Source organism: Paenibacillus sp. alder61 (genome assembly GCF_020179875.1).
GTDB lineage: Bacteria > Bacillota > Bacilli > Paenibacillales > Paenibacillaceae > Fontibacillus > Fontibacillus faecis.
The window spans coordinates 69,570-87,737 of record NZ_JAIUDG010000012.1; the positions used below are offsets into that span (position 1 = coordinate 69,570).

Genomic DNA, 18,168 nt, shown 5'->3' on the forward strand with positions numbered 1-18,168 from the left:
TCCTCCTTTGGCTCATCTGCATTCATTAGCATTACTCCGACTACTTGCCCAGCTCAAATTTGGCATGTAAGGCGCGGAGAGCTTGCACCATATCCTCTTTGTTGACCAGCACCCAGATCGTGGTATTGGAATCGGCGGACTGAAGAATTTGAATATTCTGCTCCGTCAACGCTTCGACAATTCTCGCCATAATCCCAGGCACTCCGTTGATCCCTCCGCCGATGACGGACACTTTGGCGCACCCGCTTAAAATCTCGGGCTCATACCCTAAACCCTCCAGAACCGAACGCGCTTTAACCGCATCGCTGTCGAATACGGTATAAACTGCGCCCGAAGGGGTCACATTAATAAAATCAACGCTGATTGCATTCTCCGCCATCGCTTTAAATACCTTCAGTTGCAGGTTATCCGCAACCTTGCCGGAAGATTCAACCTTGATTTGCGTCACATTGGCCACATAGGCGATCCCGGTGACATAACGATCGACGATACCGATCTGCACATCCTTAAAGCCTTCGGGATTCGCCACCAGCGTTCCTTCGCTCTGGGAAAAGGTAGACCGCACCCGGACCGGAATACCGGACTGCATCGCAATCTCCACCGCCCGGGGGTGTATGACCTTGGCGCCTTGGTGGGCCATATTGCAAATCTCCGCATAGCTGACGTACTCCAGCGGCTTGGCGTCTTCGACAATTCTAGGATCGGCGGTCAGGATACCGTCCACATCGGTATAAATATCGACCATCTCTGCATGCAGCGCCGCACCCAGCGCTGTCGCCGAGGTATCGCTGCCACCGCGTCCCAGCGTGGTAAAATCGCCGACCTGGTTCTGTCCCTGGAAGCCCGTAACGATAACGACGTCATAGCGCTCCAGTTCCTCCAGCACGCGCGTCGGCACGATGTCCAGAATTCTGGCGTTTCCGTATTGGCTGTCCGTTCGAAACCCGGCCTGGGCCCCGGTCAGAACGACGGAACTGACCGACACTTTTCGGAGCAGGCTGCATAGCATGGACGCGGAGATGATCTCCCCGCAAGAAAGCAGCAAATCTTGTTCCCGAGACGGGAGCGAGCCGCCGCCGGAAGCGATCAAATCAAGCAATGTGTCCGTCGCATACGGGTCTCCCTTCCGGCCCATCGCGGAAACCACAACGACAAGCCGGTAACCGTTATCCAGTTCCCGGCGGATATGTGAGATGACCTTCTCTCTCGCTTCCGTCGACGAGAGAGAAGTGCCACCGAATTTCTGCACTAAAATGCGCATGGATATTCCTCCAATTTAAGTAAAACAAGCCGAAAGCCCAAATTATGAATTATTCCTTGCCCGCCGCTACAATCTCGGCGATTTGCACCGCATTCCAGGCAGCTCCTTTAAGCAGGTTATCCGAAACGATCCACAAATTCAGTCCGCGAGGATGGTCCAGGTCCCGGCGCAGCCGCCCGACGAAAACATCCGGTTTGCCGGCCGCTTCCGTTGCGAGCGGGTAGCTTTGCGAAGCCGGGTCGTCGACCAAGGTAACGCCCGGTGCATCGGAAAGGAGACTGCGTACTTCCTCAAGGTCGTATTCGTTCTTCAACTCGACGTACACCGACTCCGAATGGCCGTAAACGACCGGAATACGTACGCAAGTAGCGGTAACTTGGATGGAATCGTCGCCAAAGATTTTTTTGGTTTCGCGAACCATCTTCATTTCTTCCAGCGTATAACCGTTGTCCTGGAATTTATCGATTTGAGGTACGGCGTTAAAAGCGATTTGATGCTTCACCGGCAGCGATGAAACCGGCAGAATATCCGGCTTGACTTCGTTCCCCTCCAGCACTTCCTTGCTCTGACGCAGCATTTCGTCGATCGCTTTGGCGCCCGCACCGGATACCGCTTGGTATGTCGAAACGATAATCCGAGAAACGCCGTAACGGTCGTGTAACGGTTTAAGAGCCGTCACCATTTGAATGGTCGAACAATTCGGATTGGCGATAATCCCTTGATGTTGACCGATCATATGCTCGTTTACTTCCGGCACGACAAGCGGAGCCGTTTCCGCCATGCGGAATGCGTTGGTATTGTCAATCACAACCGCACCGTGGCGAACGGCATGAGGAGCGAGTGCCTTGCTGACGTCGCCGCCCGCGCTGAACAAGGCGATGTCGATGCCTGCAAAGCTATCCGGGCCAGCTTCTTCAACGGTAATTTCCTGTCCCTTAAAACGAAGAACGGTACCTGCGGAACGGGCTGAAGACAACAGCTTCAGCTTTTCGACCGGAAAGTCCCTTTTCTCCAATAATCCGATGATTTGTTCCCCCACAGCTCCCGTTGCTCCGACAACGGCGACATTAAACTTCCTTCTGCTCATCTGGCACGTCTCCCCTTCTCTAACATAACGATTTATAGTAAATGAAATAAATCTCTTGGTATGATGATTGCCTAATCCCGGAAACGCTCGATAATGACCGGTTGCAACTGCTTTCCTTCAAGCGCGGCGTAGCAGGTCTCCGGAACCAACTCCATTCGGGCCACCAGCGAATTCGGTTTGTTGACCGGATTGTCCTGTCCGAACGGTACGAAATAAATGTTCTTGGCCACGATCAATTTGGCGATATTCGCCATATTAAATCCCAAACCGTCATTCGTCGACACGGCCAATACGACCGGACGTCCATTGCGGAGCGTCGCCTTCGCGGCCATCAGTACCGGACTGTCGGTCACGGCATTGGCCAGCTTACTGGTTGTCGTTCCGGTGCAGGGAGCGATGGCCAGCACATCCAGCAGTTTCTTCGGCCCCAAAGGTTCGGCGTCAACAATTGATGAAATGATATCATTCCCTGTTATATCTTTCAACTGTTTCTGCCAGTCTTCAGCCTGGCCAAAACGGGTGTCGGTCATCTTCACGGATTGTGAAATAATCGGTACCACATTGGCTCCGCCGTCCACGAAGCGCTGTACTTGCGGCATAACCTCTTCCAAAGTGCAATGCGATCCCGTCACGGCATAGCCTACAGTTATCCCTTGCCAGTTCATCCTTCATCCCCCCGTAATTGAAACTCTTCCAGAATCGACTGACTTAGCGCATTCGCCATGATGATACCAGCCGTCTTGGGAGCGACGATTCCGGGCAGACCGGGAGCAAGCAGCGCTTTAATCCCGCGCTTCTCGGCAAAACGGAAATCCGTTCCGCCGGGAGCCGAGGCAAGGTCAATGATCACGGTATGCCGAGGCAATTTAGAGATCATTTGCGCTGTGACTATCATAGTCGGTATCGTATTAAAAATCAAGTCGATTTCGCTGGTGTAAGCGGTCAAATCCGTTGCTACGAAAGGCTTCCAGCCCATTTGAACCGCCCTCGCTGCGTCGGCTTTCCGGCGCAGGCCCACCTTCACGTTCGCTCCCAACCCCTGAAGAGTCCTTGCTAAAGTAAACCCCGTCCGTCCCATCCCCAGCACAACGCAATTTGAACCGTGAATCGTCGTGTCCGTATGTTGAATCGCCATCATCACCGCGCCCTCGGCGGTGGGAATGGAATTGTAAATGGCCACATCGTCCCGCTCCAAAAGCTCGATGATCCGAAAGCCGCACTCGGCTCCGATTTGTTTTAAATAAGCTTTGGCCATTCCCGTGTACACCGGTATTCCCGGACGCAGTACGGAGAACAGCTCTTTTTCCAGTACCAGCTCTTTACTCGAAAACGGCGCGCCGATGACACCCTGGTCGTTGCAGCCCACCACCGGCAGAACCACAACATCCGCTTCCTTGAGCAGATCGGGGGTTAAATTCTCATTCGTCACGCCCTCGGGCGGTTGCTCCAGCTTATCAAAACCGACGACCCGGACCGACGCATCCAGTTCCAAGCACTTATGAATCACTTCCACCTGGCGGGCATCACCGCCCAGAAAGACGATTGTTAGACCGGTCAGCATCAAGATCGGCACTCCTTCCAGGCAATACAGTATAGACCATCCTATGCAGAAGAAGGGCGGGTGGTGAAACGTCTGTGTAATTTTTCATTGTCTGTCCATGGTATGATTTGTAAAAAGAGGAGGTTTCGGGATGAGGGGAACGATATCGCCACTGGCCGCGACGCCCAGTTGGACAAACTTCGCGAAATCATAACTAATAACAAAAAGACCTCGCATTAAAGCGAGGTCTTCTTCAAATGCGGTTTAACGGGTTCCGGTATGTCCAAAGCCGCCCGCTCCGCGAACGGTTTCCGAAAGCGCGTCCACGCGGATCAGGTTGACTTCCGGCACGATTTGAAACACCATTTGCGCAATCCGTTCGTTCCGCTTGATCGCAAACGGCTCTTCCCCCAAGTTGATCAACAGAACCTTAATCTCCCCGCGGTAATCGGCGTCGATCGTTCCCGGCGTGTTCAAGCAAGTGATCCCATGCTTGTAAGCCAGGCCGCTTCTCGGGCGGATTTGCGCTTCCAACCCGCCCGGCATCGCGATGGCGATCCCGGTCGGCACTAGCGTGCGCTGACCGGGTTGCAGCACGACCTCCTCCGTTACGGCGGCGTAAAGATCAAAACCGGAGGCGAGCTCCGACATTTTACGCGGCAGCTCGATATCCTCGTTTCCCGGGATTACGTTCAATTGTACGTCATATAACAAGTTCATCTCTCCTTATATCCGACAGGACGCGGTCGGAAGCCCCCACCATGGCAAGCGCGTAAGGATGCGCAAACATGGTTTTGATGACTTCATTGACATCTTCCATCGAAACGGCTTCGATCCGGTCGATCATTTCATCAAGGGTGTAATGCCGCCCGAGCATCAGTTCATTTTTACCCAGACGGTTCATCCGGCTCCCCGTGCTCTCCAGGCTCAAGATCAAGCTTCCCTTCAATTGCTCCTTGCCTTTGCGCAGCTCGCTTTCGGTCAAACCGTGCTTGGCCACGTCATGTAAAATTTCCTTGGTCAAGTCGAGCACTTCCCTGGTTTGCTTCGGCGCCGTACCGGCATAAACCGTAAAAAGCCCGCTATCCGCATGGGAGCTGTGGTAGGAATAGACCGAATAAGCCAGCCCCCGCTTTTCGCGGATTTCCTGGAACAGCCGGGAGCTCATGCCTCCTCCGAGCGCATTGTTCAACAGCACCATGGCATATTGATTGCGGTCCCCGATCGGCAAGCCCGGGAACGAAAGGCAGATGTGGTTTTGCTCCGTCTTTTTCCGGTAAAACTTCAGTTCGCCCAAAAAGTCGGGCTTCACCAGCGTATCGCTCTGCCCCCGATTGTCGAAATCGCCAAAATAGCGTTCGAGCAGGTCGATGATGCCGTCATCGATATTGCCGGCAACCGCAATGACGGTATTCTCGATGGTGTATTTCTCTTTCATATACGCCCGAAGATGGCCGGGTTCCATCTGACGCAGCTTCTCTTCCGTCCCCAAGATCGGCAGCGCAAGCGGATGGCTGCCGTACGCCGCTTCGGCGAGCAGATCATGAACCATATCGTCCGGGGTATCCTCATACATCGAAATTTCTTCGACAATCACGTTCTTTTCTTTACGCAATTCTTCCTCGTCAAAGAGCGAACGAAAAAACATATCGGCCAATACATCCACCGCGATCGGCAGATGTTCGTCCAGCACTTTGGCGTAATAACACGTGTATTCTTTGGATGTAAAGGCGTTCACGTTGCCGCCGATCGCATCGAATTGTTCCGCGATATCCTTGGCGCTGTAACGTTCCGTCCCCTTGAACAGCATGTGCTCGATAAAATGCGAAATGCCCCCCATTTCGGACGTTTCGTTCCGCGATCCGCTCTTCACCCAAATGCCGAACGAGACCGAGCGGCAGGTCGGGATTTTTTCCATAACCACCCGAAGGCCGTTTTTCAACTGCGTTTTATTCACGTACTGGCCCTCCTAAACGTTTTACGGACTCTCTCGCTCGCGTAAAACAAAATTCTGCTTATCTAAGTATAAGCTTTAAATGCAACAATATCCTATCAAAAAAAAACGCATTGCTCAACTTTGAGGAAGTTCCACCCGGTCCGATGACAGCGTTTGTTCCACCGTGCCCAATCGCAGGCCCTTGCCGCGAACCACCTGAATCATGCCTTCCAGCGCATCCCGCGACGAAGCTGTCGGATGCATTAGAATCAGCGAGCCGGGACCCACCTTCTCCGAGATCCGGCGCACGATCTCGGATGCCGGCGGTTTTTTCCAATCGATCGTGTCGACCGTCCACAGTACCGTTTTCAGGCCTTGTTCAGCCGCCAGATCCACCGTCCTCTGGTTGAAATCTCCGGAAGGGGGAGCAAACCACCGGTTTTCCACGCCAAGCGTCTCCTTCAGCGCCTCTTTGGTCTTCGATATTTCAAGCCGAGCAAGACTGTCGCTTAACTGGCTCATATTGGGGTGGGAATAGGCGTGATTCTCAAGTTGATGCCCTCTCTTTTGAATCTCTTTGGCGATCTCGGGATTTTTTTTCAGCCAACTGCCATCAAAGAAAAATGTGGCTTTTACGCGATGTCGATCCAAAGTGTCCAACATGGGCGGAATATATTCGTTCCCCCAGGCCACATTGATCATAAAGGCCGCCATCGGCTTGTTCGGGTTTCCTTTGTAGATGGGATGGGGCCCCAAATCCTCCAGATTCACCTTCGGCTTGATTTCCTTGTACAGGTACTCGATTTCCGCGCCTTCGGGCTTTAATCTCGCTTTCTGAAACGTACTCTCGATATCCACTTCGCGGCCGTTATACCCGGGGATGGCCTTCCAAACGCGATCCACCACGGCGTCGATCGGCTCCCTTCGCAAACCTTCCGCTTCGCGGCGGATCCGTCCGAGCAATGCTTCTTCCCCCTGGCTGCCCGACAGCCATCCGAAAGCATCCCGCTCCACATTCGGGCGCAGCACTTGATCAACGAAGGAACGAATTCCGGTAAGTTCTCCCAGCGTTAAGACCAATGCCGCGCAAATTCCGACCACCGCGAATTTTTTCCGATTCATCACAGGCTCATCCCTTCAAGGGTTTTGTCCCCATTTTATGAGAACAAGCCTGAAAATATGTCGTTCTTCCAGCGACTCGCATGAAAAATCGGGATGGGGCTTAAAAGCGTTATGTAAAAAAAGAGCCAGAATAACGCATTCTGTCTCTTTTCCCGTACGGTTCTATAGGTGTGATCAGGAAGTCGATTTTTCCGTTTCGGCGGTCAGCACCGCTTTACGGGAAAGATTAATCCGTCCCTGTTGGTCGATCTCGGTCACTTTTACCGTAACGGTATCGCCGATCGCGACTACATCCTCTACCTTGGCAACGCGTTCCGTCGAAAGCTGCGAAATATGCACCAGGCCGTCTTTGCCCGGCAAAATTTCCACAAAAGCCCCGAATTTCTCGATCCGCTTCACCGTACCCACATAAATTTCGCCGACGACGACTTCTTTGACGATGCCCTCGATAATCGAACGCGCTTTGTTGTTCATTTCCTCGTTCGCCGAGGCGATAAATACGCGGCCGTCTTGTTCAATATCGATTTTTACGCCGGTTTCCTCAATGATCTTGTTGATGATCTTGCCGCCTGCCCCGATGACATCCCGGATTTTGTCCGGATTGATGTTCATGATCGTAATCTTAGGCGCATACGGAGACAACTGTTCTTTCGGCTTCTGGATACGTTCCAGCATCTTCGAAAGGATAAACATGCGTCCTTCCTTCGCCTGAGCCAACGCATCGGTCAGAATCTGCCGGTCGATTCCGTCGATCTTGATGTCCATTTGGATCGCCGTTACACCGTCCGCCGTTCCGGCCACTTTAAAGTCCATATCTCCAAGATGGTCTTCCATCCCCTGGATGTCCGTCAAGATCGAGACCTGTTCGCCGTCTTTGATCAGCCCCATCGCCACGCCGGCCACCGGTGCTTTAATCGGTACCCCCGCGTCCATCATGGCCAGCGTACTGGCGCAGATGCTCGCCTGGGATGTGGAACCGTTCGATTCCAGCACTTCCGAAACAAGACGGATCGTGTAAGGAAATTCCGATTCCGGCGGAATCACTTTCGAAAGCGCTCTTTCGCCAAGCGCCCCGTGTCCGATTTCACGCCGTCCCGGCGCGCGCAGCGGACGGGCTTCCCCTACGCTGAACGGCGGGAAATTATAGTGATGCATAAAGCGTTTCGACTCTTCCAAGTCGATTCCGTCCAGGATTTGCACATCGCCCAGCGCACCGAGCGTACATACGCTAAGCGCTTGGGTTTGTCCCCGCGTAAACAAACCGGAACCATGCGTCCGCGGCAGCAAGCTGATGTCGCACTCTATCGGACGAATCTCATCGAGTTTCCGGCCGTCGGGACGAACTTTGTCATGGGTGATCAGACGGCGCACTTCTTCCTTGACGATATCATGAAGCACTTCTTTTACGTCGCCAAGCAGATCCGGAGACTCTATGTACTTCTCCTCAAAATAAGCTACCGTTTCGTCGTTGATCGCGTCGATCGCGTCTTGACGCGCGTGCTTCTCGACGATTTTCACCGCTTCGATCAGACGGTCCGCGGCATAAGCGCGAACCTCCCGGTCCACATCCTCATTTACCTTGTGGAGCTTCACTTCCATCTTTTCTTTACCGGCAACCGCCACGAGTTCTTCAATCACGGCAACGATCTTCTTGATTTCATCGTGACCGAACATGATGGCTTCCAGCATCACATCTTCCGGAACCTCGTTGGCTTCGGCTTCCACCATCATAATGGCGTCCTTCGTTCCGGCAACGACCACGTAAATGTCGCTCGCTTCCTGTTGGGCGATGTCCGGATTGATTACGAACTCACCGTTGACGCGGCCCACAGCCACCCCGCCGATCGGTCCGTTAAAAGGAACGTCCGAGATGCTCAGCGCGGCGGAAGTACCGATCATGGCGGCAATTTCCGGCTCGCAATCCTGATCCACGCTCATGACCAAATTTACAATTTGTACGTCATTGCGGAACCCTTCCGGAAACAACGGCCGAATCGGACGGTCCGTCAACCGGCTCGCCAGGATCGCTTTTTCGCTCGGGCGTCCTTCGCGTTTAATAAAGCCACCGGGGATTTTACCCACCGCATACAACTTTTCCTCGTAATTCACGGTCAGCGGGAAAAAGTCGAGGTCCTTCGGTTCCGCGGAAGCCGTTACCGTACATAAAACCGCAGTCTCTCCGTACCTAACCATCACAGCGGCATTGGCCTGTTTGGCCAAACGTCCGGTTTCCAGTATAAGAGGTCTTCCTCCCAACTGCATTTTTACATGTTTTTCCATGAAATCCCTCCTTATCACAAATAAAAGTTCGGTACAAGTCTCATTATTTCCTGCTTTTGCCCGATTCATAAACGAAAGAAGGATCATTAGCGAAAGCCGGGTTCACGGAACTTGTCCAACTCACAACAAAAGCTCCTGACGGAGCTTGGTGGGCATACATGTATTTACTTTGCAAAAAGCAACCAAGAAGCGCGCCGTCCGCTTCATCAGCGGAGCCGGCGGCGACCAGGCTGCTTCGGTTAAACAAAGGCAAATTAGCGACGCAATCCGAGCTTCTCGATCAAAGCGGAGTAGCGCTTTACGTCCTTGTTCTTCAAGTATGCCAACAGCTTACGGCGTTGACCTACCATCTTCAGAAGACCGCGACGGGAATGATGGTCCTTCTTGTGTGTACGCAAGTGGTCCGTCAAATTCACGATGTTCTCCGTAAGGATAGCAATTTGCACCTCTGGGGATCCTGTATCGGATTCATGAGTTTTGTGCTCTTCAATCAGTTGTTGCTTGCGCTCTTGAGTTAATGCCATCCTGTTCACCTCCTTTTTTCTAATCGCCGTTAGCCTAGTAGTCGGACGGTGAGACCGTCAACCAAGCCAAGGTTATCTTGTCTATGTCATAAAAGCCCACATAAACAACCTAAACAAGTATAACATGATTAATATATAAAAGTAAATGCCGCGTCTTATTTCCGATTATTCCGCGACCGCCGACTTCAATCGTTGCTTTGCGGTTTCCGCATCCTTCGCAATCTGAGCGATCAATTCGTCAATGCCGCCAAACTTCCGCTCTTCCCGAATAAAATCGATCAATTCGACCCGAAGCGATTTGTCATACAAATTACCGTCAAAATCGAATAGGTGGACCTCCAGATTCGGACGGGTCGCCTGATCGTGGAACGTCGGTTTCACGCCGACATTCATCACGCCTTCCAGCGTGTTCCCTTCACAGTCGACGCGAACGGCGAAAACCCCTTTGATCGGCAGGACGTAATGCTCACCGGGCTGCAGATTAGCCGTTGGAAAACCCAATTGGCGTCCGCGCTTCTCCCCGTGCATGACCATGCCCTTGACCGAATAAGGTCGCCCCAGCCACCGGTTTGCCAGTTGAATGTCGCCTTCTTGGAGCGCTTTGCGGATCCCCGAACTGCTCACCTTCTCGCCGTCGATCAAATAAGGCGGAACCGTAAGGACGTCCATCGTATTCTCGCTGAGTTCCCGAAGCATCCCGGCATGTCCTTCGCCGCGGTAGCCAAAGCGGAAATCAAACCCGACAACGGCGGTGTGAATCCGCAGCGGAACCAGCATCCCGCAGACAAAGTTCTGCGGACTTACCCGCGAAAAGGCATCGTTAAATTCGACGATATACAGATAGTCCACGCCCATCCCGCGGAGAATGCGTTCTTTTTCCTCCGGAGGGGTCAGATATCCCTCATAATCGCCCTTCTTCATAACTTCTTTCGGATGCGGGTGAAATGTCATCACCGCCGACGGGAGTCCCGTTTGTCCGGCTAGGCGTACCGCCGATTCAATGACGCTCGCATGGCCGAGATGGAGCCCGTCAAACTGGCCGATCGCCAGAATCTGCGGTTTGGCCACCTCGCTGATGATTTCATCCGTCAAAGGATAAGTTAGGTTTATTGTTTCCACTCGTCTCACCTGCTATTTCACTCGGATTCGCGCTTAGCAAAAGCGCTTTGCTTGCCCGGTTATTCGGGCGGAAACACCTTCACGGGAGCAATTGCGCCCGTTTCTTCCTCCGAGCGGTAAATCCCGAGGAATTTCCGCTCAGGGCTGTACAAGCGGATTATTTCGCCCGGCTCCGCCGTCGGCTGAACCACCGCACGGGATAAGCGCTGCCCTTGCAGAGCCGCCTTTACTTTCTCTTCCGCCACCGTGCTTGCCGGCAGATGGCTTACCGCTTCATCCACCGCGATAAGGCGGGACTGCAGTTCGCCTTCCCGCACGCGGTCCGCCAGCTGCTCCAGGGTTAAACACCGGTCCTCCCGGATTCCGGCGGACATCGTTCGTTTCAGTTCTCCCATCACCGCCGGCACCCCCAAGGCGCGGCCGATATCGACGCAAAGCGTGCGGATATAGGTTCCTTTGGAACACAAGGTGCGGAAAGAGATTCTCGGATGTGCGGGATCGGCCTCGAACCGCAGCAGCTCCAGTTCATGGATCGTGACCTGGCGGGGCTGCCGCTCCACCACTTTGCCTTCCCGGGCGAGTTCATAAAGACGCTTGCCGTCCTGCTTCAGGGCCGAGTACATCGGCGGTATTTGCGAGATCTGCCCTACGAAGCGTTCAAACACCGTTAAGATCTCAGCTTCGGTCACTTGAACCCCATCCGACCGCTCCACCACGGTACCCGTCATATCCTCGGTATCCGTTGCCAGCCCGAGTACGAGCGTAGCCTCGTATTCTTTGGGCAGCTCCTGCAAATATTCCACCATCCGCGTCGCCCTGCCAAGACATAACGGAAGGACACCGGTAACCGCCGGGTCCAGCGTACCGGTATGTCCGATTCGTTTCATCTTCAGAATCCCCCGGCATTTCGCCACGACATCATGTGAGGTAAAACCCGCGGGCTTCCAAATCGGTAAAATTCCTTCATATCCGTTCATAGCTGCAGCTTCACCCGATCCAACACCTGAGGCACGATCTCCTCCAGCGTCCCTTCGATCCGTGCCCCCGCCGCGCGGACATGGCCGCCGCCGCCAAAGCTTTGTGCGACCCGGGCCACATCGACTTTGCCGGCCGAACGCATACTGACCTTGACCGCATTTTCGCTGATGACCTTAAACAACAGGCCAACCTCCACCCCTTGGATATTCCGCGGATAGTTGACGATGCCTTCCAGATCTTCATGAATCGCCCCGGTGACCCGCAAATCCTCGTCATTGACGGAAACCCAGCTGATCTTCCCGTCCTCGCTGATTTGCAGTCCGTTTAGCGCACGGGTCAATAACCGAAGCTGCGGCAGCGTCATCTGCTCCAGCAGCAGTTCGGACAAGCCCGGACCGTCCACGCCATATTCCAGCAGTTTGGAGGCTGTCGCCATAACCTTCGGCGTGGTATTGGAATACCGGAAACCTCCGGTATCGGTTAACAAACCGGTATATATCAAGGTGGCCGCATCTTTGTCCAAGCTCATACCCATAAAAGCGATCAAATCAAACAATATTTCAACCGTCGCCGCCGCATGCGGAACAATGAGGTTGCAAGTCCCGTAGCCGTCGTTCGTCGGATGGTGATCGATATTCAGGATCTCGGCATTTTCGGCAAAATAATGGCTGCTCTTGCCGGTACGTCTGAAATCGGCGCAGTCCACGCAGATGATATGGCTGTAAGCCGCCTCCAAAGGAGCTGCCGAAAGATTGACGATCTTGTCCGCTTCCCACAAATACTCCATCCGCTTCGGGATCGGCCCTTCGTTCATCATAACGTATTTTTTACCCAGACATGAGAGAAGCCAGCCCACCGCAAGGGTAGAACTGACTGCGTCTCCGTCCGGCTGTACATGCGCCACTACCAGGAAATTGTCATGCTCCGTCAAAAACCGCTGGGCCTGCCGGAACTCCCGTTCATTGGTCTGCATTGCCGTCTCCTTTAAATTCTAATTTTCCTCTTCATGCGAAATATCGCCAAGAAGCTTCTCGATTCGACTGCCGTAAGCAATCGACTCGTCAATTTTGAAGATCAATTCCGGTGTATGCCGCAGCCGTATCCGTTTGCCGAGTTCGGTCCGCAAGAAGCCTCCCGCTTTCTCGAGGCCTTTTAAGGAAGCGCTCTTCGCTTCCTCATCCCCGAACACGCTCAAATACACTTTCGCCTGCGACAGATCACTTGTCACATCGACTCCGGTCACGGTGACAAATCCGATGCGAGGGTCTTTCACCTCATTCTGGATCAGCACGCTAAGTTCCTTCTTGATTTGTTCGCCTACGCGGCCGGTACGATTTTTTGCCATCTGTGACACCTCACCTTATTTCGGTTCGACGGTTTCCATGATGAACGCTTCGATTACGTCGCCCTCTTTGAGGTCATTGTAATTGTCAAGGGTAATCCCGCATTCATAGCCCTGCGCAACTTCCTTCGCATCATCCTTAAACCGTTTAAGCGAGTCTATTTTGCCTTCGAAAACGACGATACCGTCGCGGATCAGGCGAGCTTCCGCCGAGCGTGAAATCTTGCCCGAGGTAACCATACAGCCCGCGATGGTGCCGACTTTGCTGATTTTAAACGTATTGCGAACTTCGGCATGACCGATGACGGTCTCTTTGTAAACCGGATCGAGCATCCCTTTCATCGCCTGTTCGATCTCTTCGATCGCGTTGTAAATTACGCGGTGCAGTCGGATGTCGACCTTCTCCTGCTCGGCCGTCGCCTTGGTCTGGCTGTCCGGACGAACGTTAAAGCCGATAACGATCGCATTTGAAGCCGCCGCCAAAATAATATCGGATTCCGTGATCGCCCCCGCGCCGCTGTGAATAATCTTGACGCGAACGCCTTCCACTTCGATCTTCTCCAATGAGCCTTTGAGGGCTTCGACCGACCCTTGAACGTCCGCCTTGATAATGACGTTGAGGTCTTTGATTTCCCCTTCTTTGATATGGCGGAACAGATCGTCCAGCGTTACGCGCGTATTGGCTCCCAGATCGGACTGCCGCTGCGTAATGGCCCGTTTCTCGGCGATGGAACGCGCTTTGCGTTCATCCTCAAACACCATGAACGGATCGCCCGCCTTCGGCACTTCCGTTAACCCCGTAATTTCCACCGGCGTGGACGGTCCGGCTTCTTTCAAGCGGCGTCCCTTGTCGTTCACCATCGCGCGGACACGGCCGAAGCAGTTGCCGGCCACGAAAGCATCGCCGACTTTGAGCGTACCGTGCTGTACCAGAATACGGGCGACCGGACCGCGGTTCTTATCCAGCTCGGCCTCGATAACCGCGCCGCGGGCGCGTTTGTCCGGGTTCGCTTTATACTCGTTAACCTCGGCCACGAGCAGAATCATCTCAAGCAGGTCTTCCAGACCCATTTTTTGCTTGGCGGATACGTTGACGAAGATCGTGTCTCCGCCCCATTCCTCCGGAACCAAGCCGTATTCGGTCAATTCCTGCTTCACTTTATCCGGATTGGCGTCCGGCTTGTCGATTTTGTTAACGGCCACGATAATCGGCAGCCCTGCCGCCTTAGCGTGGTTGACCGCCTCCACCGTTTGCGGCATGACGCCGTCATCTGCCGCCACTACGATGATGGTAATATCGGTCAATTGGGCTCCGCGGGCACGCATGGCCGTAAAGGCTTCGTGACCCGGCGTATCGAGGAACGTGATTTTCTTGTTGTTAATTTCAACTTGATAAGCTCCGATATGTTGGGTAATCCCGCCGGCTTCTCCGCCGGATACATTCGTCGAACGAATCGCATCGAGGAGCGTCGTTTTACCATGGTCAACGTGACCCATAATCGTAACGACCGGAGGACGTTCCAGCAAATCGGCTTCGTCGTCCACTTCTTCGATCGTTTCGAATCGATCATCCTCGACCGGAATCTTGACTTCCACTTCAACGCCGAAATCGCCGGCCAGAAGCAGAATGGTGTCGATGTCAAGCTCCTGGTTGATCGTTGCCATTACGCCCAAAGAAATGAGCTTCTTGATCACCTCGGATGCATCCTTGTGGAGCAGCTTGGCTGTTTCGCCCACCGTCATTGTGCCGCGGACGATAATTTTCTTCGGCGTGTTGTCGATCTTCTCGCGCGGCGGCTGTTGATTATAGTTGTTTCTTCCGCCGCGGCCGCCTTTTCCGCCGCGGTTGTTCTTATATCCGCCTTGACGGTTATCGTCAAAGTTTCTTCCGGATCTGTTATTGTTGTTGGAGCCGCCGCCATTTCCTTTACGGTAACCTTGGTTCTGGCCGCTTTGGCCGCCTTGACTGCGGTTGGCGTTCCCCGCTCCGTTACCTCCGGTACCGGTAGGTCGGTTTTGCTGAGGGCCGCGGTTTCCGGCGGTTCCATTTCCCGGACGGGAGGAATCGTTGCGCGCTCCGCCTCCTTGGTTTTGACCGCGATTTTGCTGTGCATTACGGTTTTGGGACGAGCCGTTGCCTTGCTGCGGACGTCCCCCTTGTCCTTGCTGATTGCCTGACGGACGATTCGTTCTTTCCTGCGTGGCTTGTGCGCTGCCTGAGGCAGACGTGTGATTGGAATTTGTTTTATTATTCATGCTTACCTGCTTTTCTTGTTGATTTTTATTGGTTCCAAGGGCTTGATCTTGGGAAATGCGGACATGATCCCCACGCTGACCGGTTTTGTCCCCGGCGGATGGTTTCGGTGTCTGGCTTCCTCCTGCGGAAGCCGGAGCCGGCGATTTGGTTGCAGCTTCAGCGCGTCCCGGATTTTCTCTCTTCGCAGCGGCATTGCTCTTAATATCCTTGAAGAACTGCTCCACCCGGGAAACCGCATCGTTCTCCATGACGCTCATATGGTTATTAACCGGGATATTAAGCCGTTTAAGAATGGTAATGATTTCTTTACTGCTCATATTCAGTGATTTGGCGTATTCATACACCCTGAGTTTATCTTTGTTATCTTGTTTACTCAATATACTCCACCTCCGACGTTTTCACGATTTCTTTAGCAATCATATCGGCAAACCCCTGATCGGTGAGCGCAAGTACAACCCGCTCCGGGCGTCCAACACTGGTTCCCAGCCGTTCGCGGTCAAAGCCTATCATCAGGGGGACTTTGTACGTTGCGCACTTGTCTCGGAATTTCTTCCGGGTGTTGGAGGAGGCATCGCCCGCAACGATGACGAGCTTGGCTTCGGAGGAACGGATGGCTTTCAATACCAGTTCATCTCCGGTTACCAGCTTCCCGGCCCGGGTGGCGAGTCCCAGCTGATTAAGCAGCTTACTCATCGCCATCCTCCCCATGGTCCCGGCTGGCGATGAATTCCTCCTCCACCGCCAGGAAATCCCGGGCCAATTGTTCATAAACCTCCGGCCCCACCGGCGCTTTCAGCGCCCGGTCGAGCGCGCGGTTCTTGTGAGCAAGCTTGAAGCAGGAGACCTGACCGCAAAGGTACGCGCCGCGGCCCGATTTTTTGCCGGTCAGGTCAATAGATACTTCACCCTCCGGCGACCGAACGACGCGGATCAGCGTTTTTTTGGGCATCATCTGCTGGCAAGCCACGCATTTGCGCAGCGGTATTTTTCTAGGTTTCATCGTACAGACCCCCGTTCCTTACTAACAGGTCGGTTTGTTAGACCCAAATTTCAAACGGCCTAATCAATGGAAACGGAATCCTGAGGCATTTCTTCCTGATCGGTCTTCTCTCTTCCGAATTCCTCTTCCGCCTGGGTTTCGCTCTTGATATCGATTTTCCAACCGGTCAGCTTGGCGGCTAAACGGGCGTTTTGTCCCTTGATCCCGATCGCCAGTGAAAGCTGATAATCCGGCACAATGACGCGGGCCATCTTCTCGGCTTCAAACACTTGAACCTCAAGGACCCGGGACGGGCTGAGCGCGTTAGCCACGTATTCCTCCACATTGTCGGAGTACTTGACGATATCGATCTTCTCCCCGCGGAGCTCATTCACAATGGTTTGAACCCGCGTACCTTTAGGTCCCACACAGGAGCCGACCGGATCCACTTCACTGTTGCGGGAATACACCGCAATTTTCGAGCGGAAGCCGGCTTCCCGGGCGACGGAACGAATCTCCACGACCCCGTCGAAAATCTCCGGAACTTCAAGCTCGAAGAGCCGCTTCAATAAACCGGGATGAGTACGGGACAACAAAATTTGCGGACCCTTCGTCGTATTCTCCACTTTGGTGATATAGGCCTTGATCCGGTCGCCGTGCTTGAATTTCTCGTTGGGCATCAGCTCATTCAAAGGAAGATGCGCCTCCACCTTCCCGAGATCCACGAAGATATTCCGCAAATCCTGGCGCTGCACGATCCCGGTGACGATATCCTCTTCCTTCTCGACAAAAGCGTTATAGATCAGGCCGCGCTCCGCTTCGCGAATCCGCTGCGTCACGACCTGTTTGGCGGTTTGAGCGGCGATCCGCCCGAAGTCCCGAGGCGTCACTTCAATCTCCGCGATATCCTCAAGCTGGAAGTTCGGATTGATTTCCCGGGCGGCCGGCAACGAAATTTCCGTGCGCGGGTCGAGCACTTCCTCAACCACCAGCTTGCGGGCAAACACCTTGATCGCCCCGGTATGGCGGTTCATATCCACGCGCACGTTCTGAGCGGTGTTGAAATTGCGTTTATAACTGGAGATCAAAGCGGCTTCGATCGCCTCAAATATAATGTCTTTGCTGATCCCCTTTTCCCTTTCCAGTTCATTCAAGGCCTCGATAAAATCCATACTCATTTGCCTCGTGTTCCCCCTTTCATAGTCTCCCGCAGTGCAATTGAATGCCTGCTAAAAAATGATGGCCAACCTGGCGCTGGCAACTTTGCTGTATGGAATGGCATGGCTCTTCTTGCCGACTTCGATGACCAACTCCTCATTTTCAAACGAAAGGAGCCGTCCTTCAAACTCTTTCAAGCCGTTTACCGGTTCATATGTAGTAACGAATACATCCTTGCCGACGGCTTTCTTCACGTCCTCCGCCTTCTTCAGCGGGCGCTCCGCACCGGGAGAAGAAACTTCAAGAAAATAGGCGGACGGAATCGGATCGTTCTGATCCAGCTTCTCGCTGAGATATTCGCTGATCCGGCCGCAATCGTCGATATCGATGCCTCCGTCTTTATCCACGAATACGCGCAGGAACCAGTTGCTTCCTTCCTTTACATACTCGATGTCTACCAGTTCAAAGCCATGTTCCTCCAAAAAAGGGTTGACCATCTCTTCCACGGCCGCTTTGATCTTCGGTGTGCTCAAGCGTACATTACCTCCATATGGTTCTTTCCTGTATACCAAAGAGTAAAGAGTG

18 protein-coding genes are annotated in these 18,168 nt (G+C 53.5%); all 18 read right to left on the reverse strand.

Going from position 1 to position 18,168, the window contains the following annotated elements; translation table 11 throughout:
* Positions 1–40: 40 nt before the first annotated feature.
* Positions 41–1,261 (reverse strand): aspartate kinase, encoded by a 1,221-nt coding sequence (gene dapG, locus LBW89_RS14145; RefSeq protein ID WP_225039392.1) that lies wholly within the window; start codon positions 1,259–1,261, stop codon positions 41–43.
* A 49-nt stretch (positions 1,262–1,310) separates the two neighbouring features.
* Positions 1,311–2,348 (reverse strand): aspartate-semialdehyde dehydrogenase, encoded by a 1,038-nt coding sequence (locus LBW89_RS14150; protein ID WP_225039393.1) that lies wholly within the window; start codon positions 2,346–2,348, stop codon positions 1,311–1,313.
* Positions 2,349–2,419: 71 nt separating this feature from the next.
* Positions 2,420–3,013, reverse strand: a complete 594-nt coding sequence (locus LBW89_RS14155; protein WP_148449788.1) for a dipicolinate synthase subunit B — start codon at positions 3,011–3,013, stop codon at positions 2,420–2,422.
* On the reverse strand, positions 3,010–3,909 hold the full coding sequence (dpsA, locus tag LBW89_RS14160) for a dipicolinate synthase subunit DpsA (RefSeq protein WP_225039451.1): 900 nt from the start codon (positions 3,907–3,909) through the stop codon (positions 3,010–3,012). The genes LBW89_RS14155 and dpsA overlap by 4 nt, the downstream gene beginning before the upstream one ends.
* A 243-nt stretch (positions 3,910–4,152) precedes the next feature.
* Positions 4,153–4,602 (reverse strand): dUTP diphosphatase, encoded by a 450-nt coding sequence (gene dut, locus LBW89_RS14165; protein ID WP_148449789.1) that lies wholly within the window; start codon positions 4,600–4,602, stop codon positions 4,153–4,155.
* Positions 4,592–5,845, reverse strand: a complete 1,254-nt coding sequence (locus LBW89_RS14170; protein WP_225039394.1) for a M16 family metallopeptidase — start codon at positions 5,843–5,845, stop codon at positions 4,592–4,594. The genes dut and LBW89_RS14170 overlap by 11 nt, the downstream gene beginning before the upstream one ends.
* 114 nt (positions 5,846–5,959) lie before the next feature.
* Positions 5,960–6,946, reverse strand: coding sequence for a polysaccharide deacetylase family protein (locus LBW89_RS14175; protein ID WP_225039395.1), 987 nt, complete (start codon positions 6,944–6,946; stop codon positions 5,960–5,962).
* Positions 6,947–7,120: 174 nt separating this feature from the next.
* Positions 7,121–9,226, reverse strand: a complete 2,106-nt coding sequence (gene pnp, locus LBW89_RS14180) for a polyribonucleotide nucleotidyltransferase (protein ID WP_225039396.1) — start codon at positions 9,224–9,226, stop codon at positions 7,121–7,123.
* Between the two features lie 254 nt (positions 9,227–9,480).
* The gene (rpsO, locus tag LBW89_RS14185; protein WP_076168040.1) at positions 9,481–9,750 is read right to left on the reverse strand and encodes a 30S ribosomal protein S15; all 270 of its coding nucleotides are present in this window, start codon (positions 9,748–9,750) and stop codon (positions 9,481–9,483) included.
* Between the two features lie 165 nt (positions 9,751–9,915).
* Entirely contained in the window at positions 9,916–10,869 is a 954-nt protein-coding gene (locus LBW89_RS14190) for a bifunctional riboflavin kinase/FAD synthetase (RefSeq protein WP_213504799.1), read from the reverse strand.
* 59 nt (positions 10,870–10,928) lie between these two features.
* Entirely contained in the window at positions 10,929–11,846 is a 918-nt protein-coding gene (truB, locus tag LBW89_RS14195) for a tRNA pseudouridine(55) synthase TruB (protein WP_225039397.1), read from the reverse strand.
* Positions 11,843–12,820: a DHH family phosphoesterase gene (locus LBW89_RS14200; protein WP_225039398.1), complete on the reverse strand. Its 978-nt coding sequence runs from the start codon at positions 12,818–12,820 to the stop codon at positions 11,843–11,845. Before LBW89_RS14200 ends, truB begins: the two co-directional genes overlap by 4 nt.
* Before the next feature lie 18 nt (positions 12,821–12,838).
* Complete coding sequence (gene rbfA, locus LBW89_RS14205) at positions 12,839–13,192, reverse strand: 30S ribosome-binding factor RbfA (protein WP_148449796.1); 354 nt, start codon at positions 13,190–13,192, stop codon at positions 12,839–12,841.
* A gap of 15 nt (positions 13,193–13,207) precedes the next feature.
* Positions 13,208–15,823, reverse strand: a complete 2,616-nt coding sequence (gene infB, locus LBW89_RS14210; protein ID WP_225039399.1) for a translation initiation factor IF-2 — start codon at positions 15,821–15,823, stop codon at positions 13,208–13,210.
* Positions 15,816–16,139: a L7Ae/L30e/S12e/Gadd45 family ribosomal protein gene (locus LBW89_RS14215; protein ID WP_148449798.1), complete on the reverse strand. Its 324-nt coding sequence runs from the start codon at positions 16,137–16,139 to the stop codon at positions 15,816–15,818. The genes infB and LBW89_RS14215 overlap by 8 nt, the downstream gene beginning before the upstream one ends.
* On the reverse strand, positions 16,132–16,446 hold the full coding sequence (rnpM, locus tag LBW89_RS14220; protein WP_213504803.1) for an RNase P modulator RnpM: 315 nt from the start codon (positions 16,444–16,446) through the stop codon (positions 16,132–16,134). The genes LBW89_RS14215 and rnpM overlap by 8 nt, the downstream gene beginning before the upstream one ends.
* A gap of 59 nt (positions 16,447–16,505) precedes the next feature.
* Positions 16,506–17,603, reverse strand: coding sequence for a transcription termination factor NusA (nusA, locus tag LBW89_RS14225; protein WP_148449800.1), 1,098 nt, complete (start codon positions 17,601–17,603; stop codon positions 16,506–16,508).
* A 51-nt stretch (positions 17,604–17,654) separates the two neighbouring features.
* Positions 17,655–18,116 carry a ribosome maturation factor RimP gene (gene rimP / locus LBW89_RS14230; RefSeq protein ID WP_148449801.1) on the reverse strand — a complete coding sequence of 154 codons (462 nt, stop codon included), beginning with the start codon at positions 18,114–18,116 and terminating at the stop codon, positions 17,655–17,657.
* Positions 18,117–18,168 lie beyond the last annotated feature (52 nt).

What these genes read in the sequence shown, in the direction of transcription:
- dpsA (WP_225039451.1), bottom strand. Translation starts at nt 3,909, where the DNA reads ATGCTGACCGGTCTAACAATCGTCTTTCTGGGCGGTGATGCCCGCCAG.
- LBW89_RS14175 (WP_225039395.1), bottom strand. Translation starts at nt 6,946, where the DNA reads ATGAATCGGAAAAAATTCGCGGTGGTCGGAATTTGCGCGGCATTGGTC.
- dapG (WP_225039392.1), bottom strand. Translation starts at nt 1,261, where the DNA reads ATGCGCATTTTAGTGCAGAAATTCGGTGGCACTTCTCTCTCGTCGACG.
- LBW89_RS14155 (WP_148449788.1), bottom strand. Translation starts at nt 3,013, where the DNA reads ATGAACTGGCAAGGGATAACTGTAGGCTATGCCGTGACGGGATCGCAT.
- LBW89_RS14150 (WP_225039393.1), bottom strand. Translation starts at nt 2,348, where the DNA reads ATGAGCAGAAGGAAGTTTAATGTCGCCGTTGTCGGAGCAACGGGAGCT.
- rpsO (WP_076168040.1), bottom strand. Translation starts at nt 9,750, where the DNA reads ATGGCATTAACTCAAGAGCGCAAGCAACAACTGATTGAAGAGCACAAA.
- pnp (WP_225039396.1), bottom strand. Translation starts at nt 9,226, where the DNA reads ATGGAAAAACATGTAAAAATGCAGTTGGGAGGAAGACCTCTTATACTG.
- rbfA (WP_148449796.1), bottom strand. Translation starts at nt 13,192, where the DNA reads ATGGCAAAAAATCGTACCGGCCGCGTAGGCGAACAAATCAAGAAGGAA.
- LBW89_RS14200 (WP_225039398.1), bottom strand. Translation starts at nt 12,820, where the DNA reads ATGCAGACCAATGAACGGGAGTTCCGGCAGGCCCAGCGGTTTTTGACG.
- LBW89_RS14215 (WP_148449798.1), bottom strand. Translation starts at nt 16,139, where the DNA reads ATGAGTAAGCTGCTTAATCAGCTGGGACTCGCCACCCGGGCCGGGAAG.
- nusA (WP_148449800.1), bottom strand. Translation starts at nt 17,603, where the DNA reads ATGAGTATGGATTTTATCGAGGCCTTGAATGAACTGGAAAGGGAAAAG.
- rnpM (WP_213504803.1), bottom strand. Translation starts at nt 16,446, where the DNA reads ATGAAACCTAGAAAAATACCGCTGCGCAAATGCGTGGCTTGCCAGCAG.
- truB (WP_225039397.1), bottom strand. Translation starts at nt 11,846, where the DNA reads ATGAACGGATATGAAGGAATTTTACCGATTTGGAAGCCCGCGGGTTTT.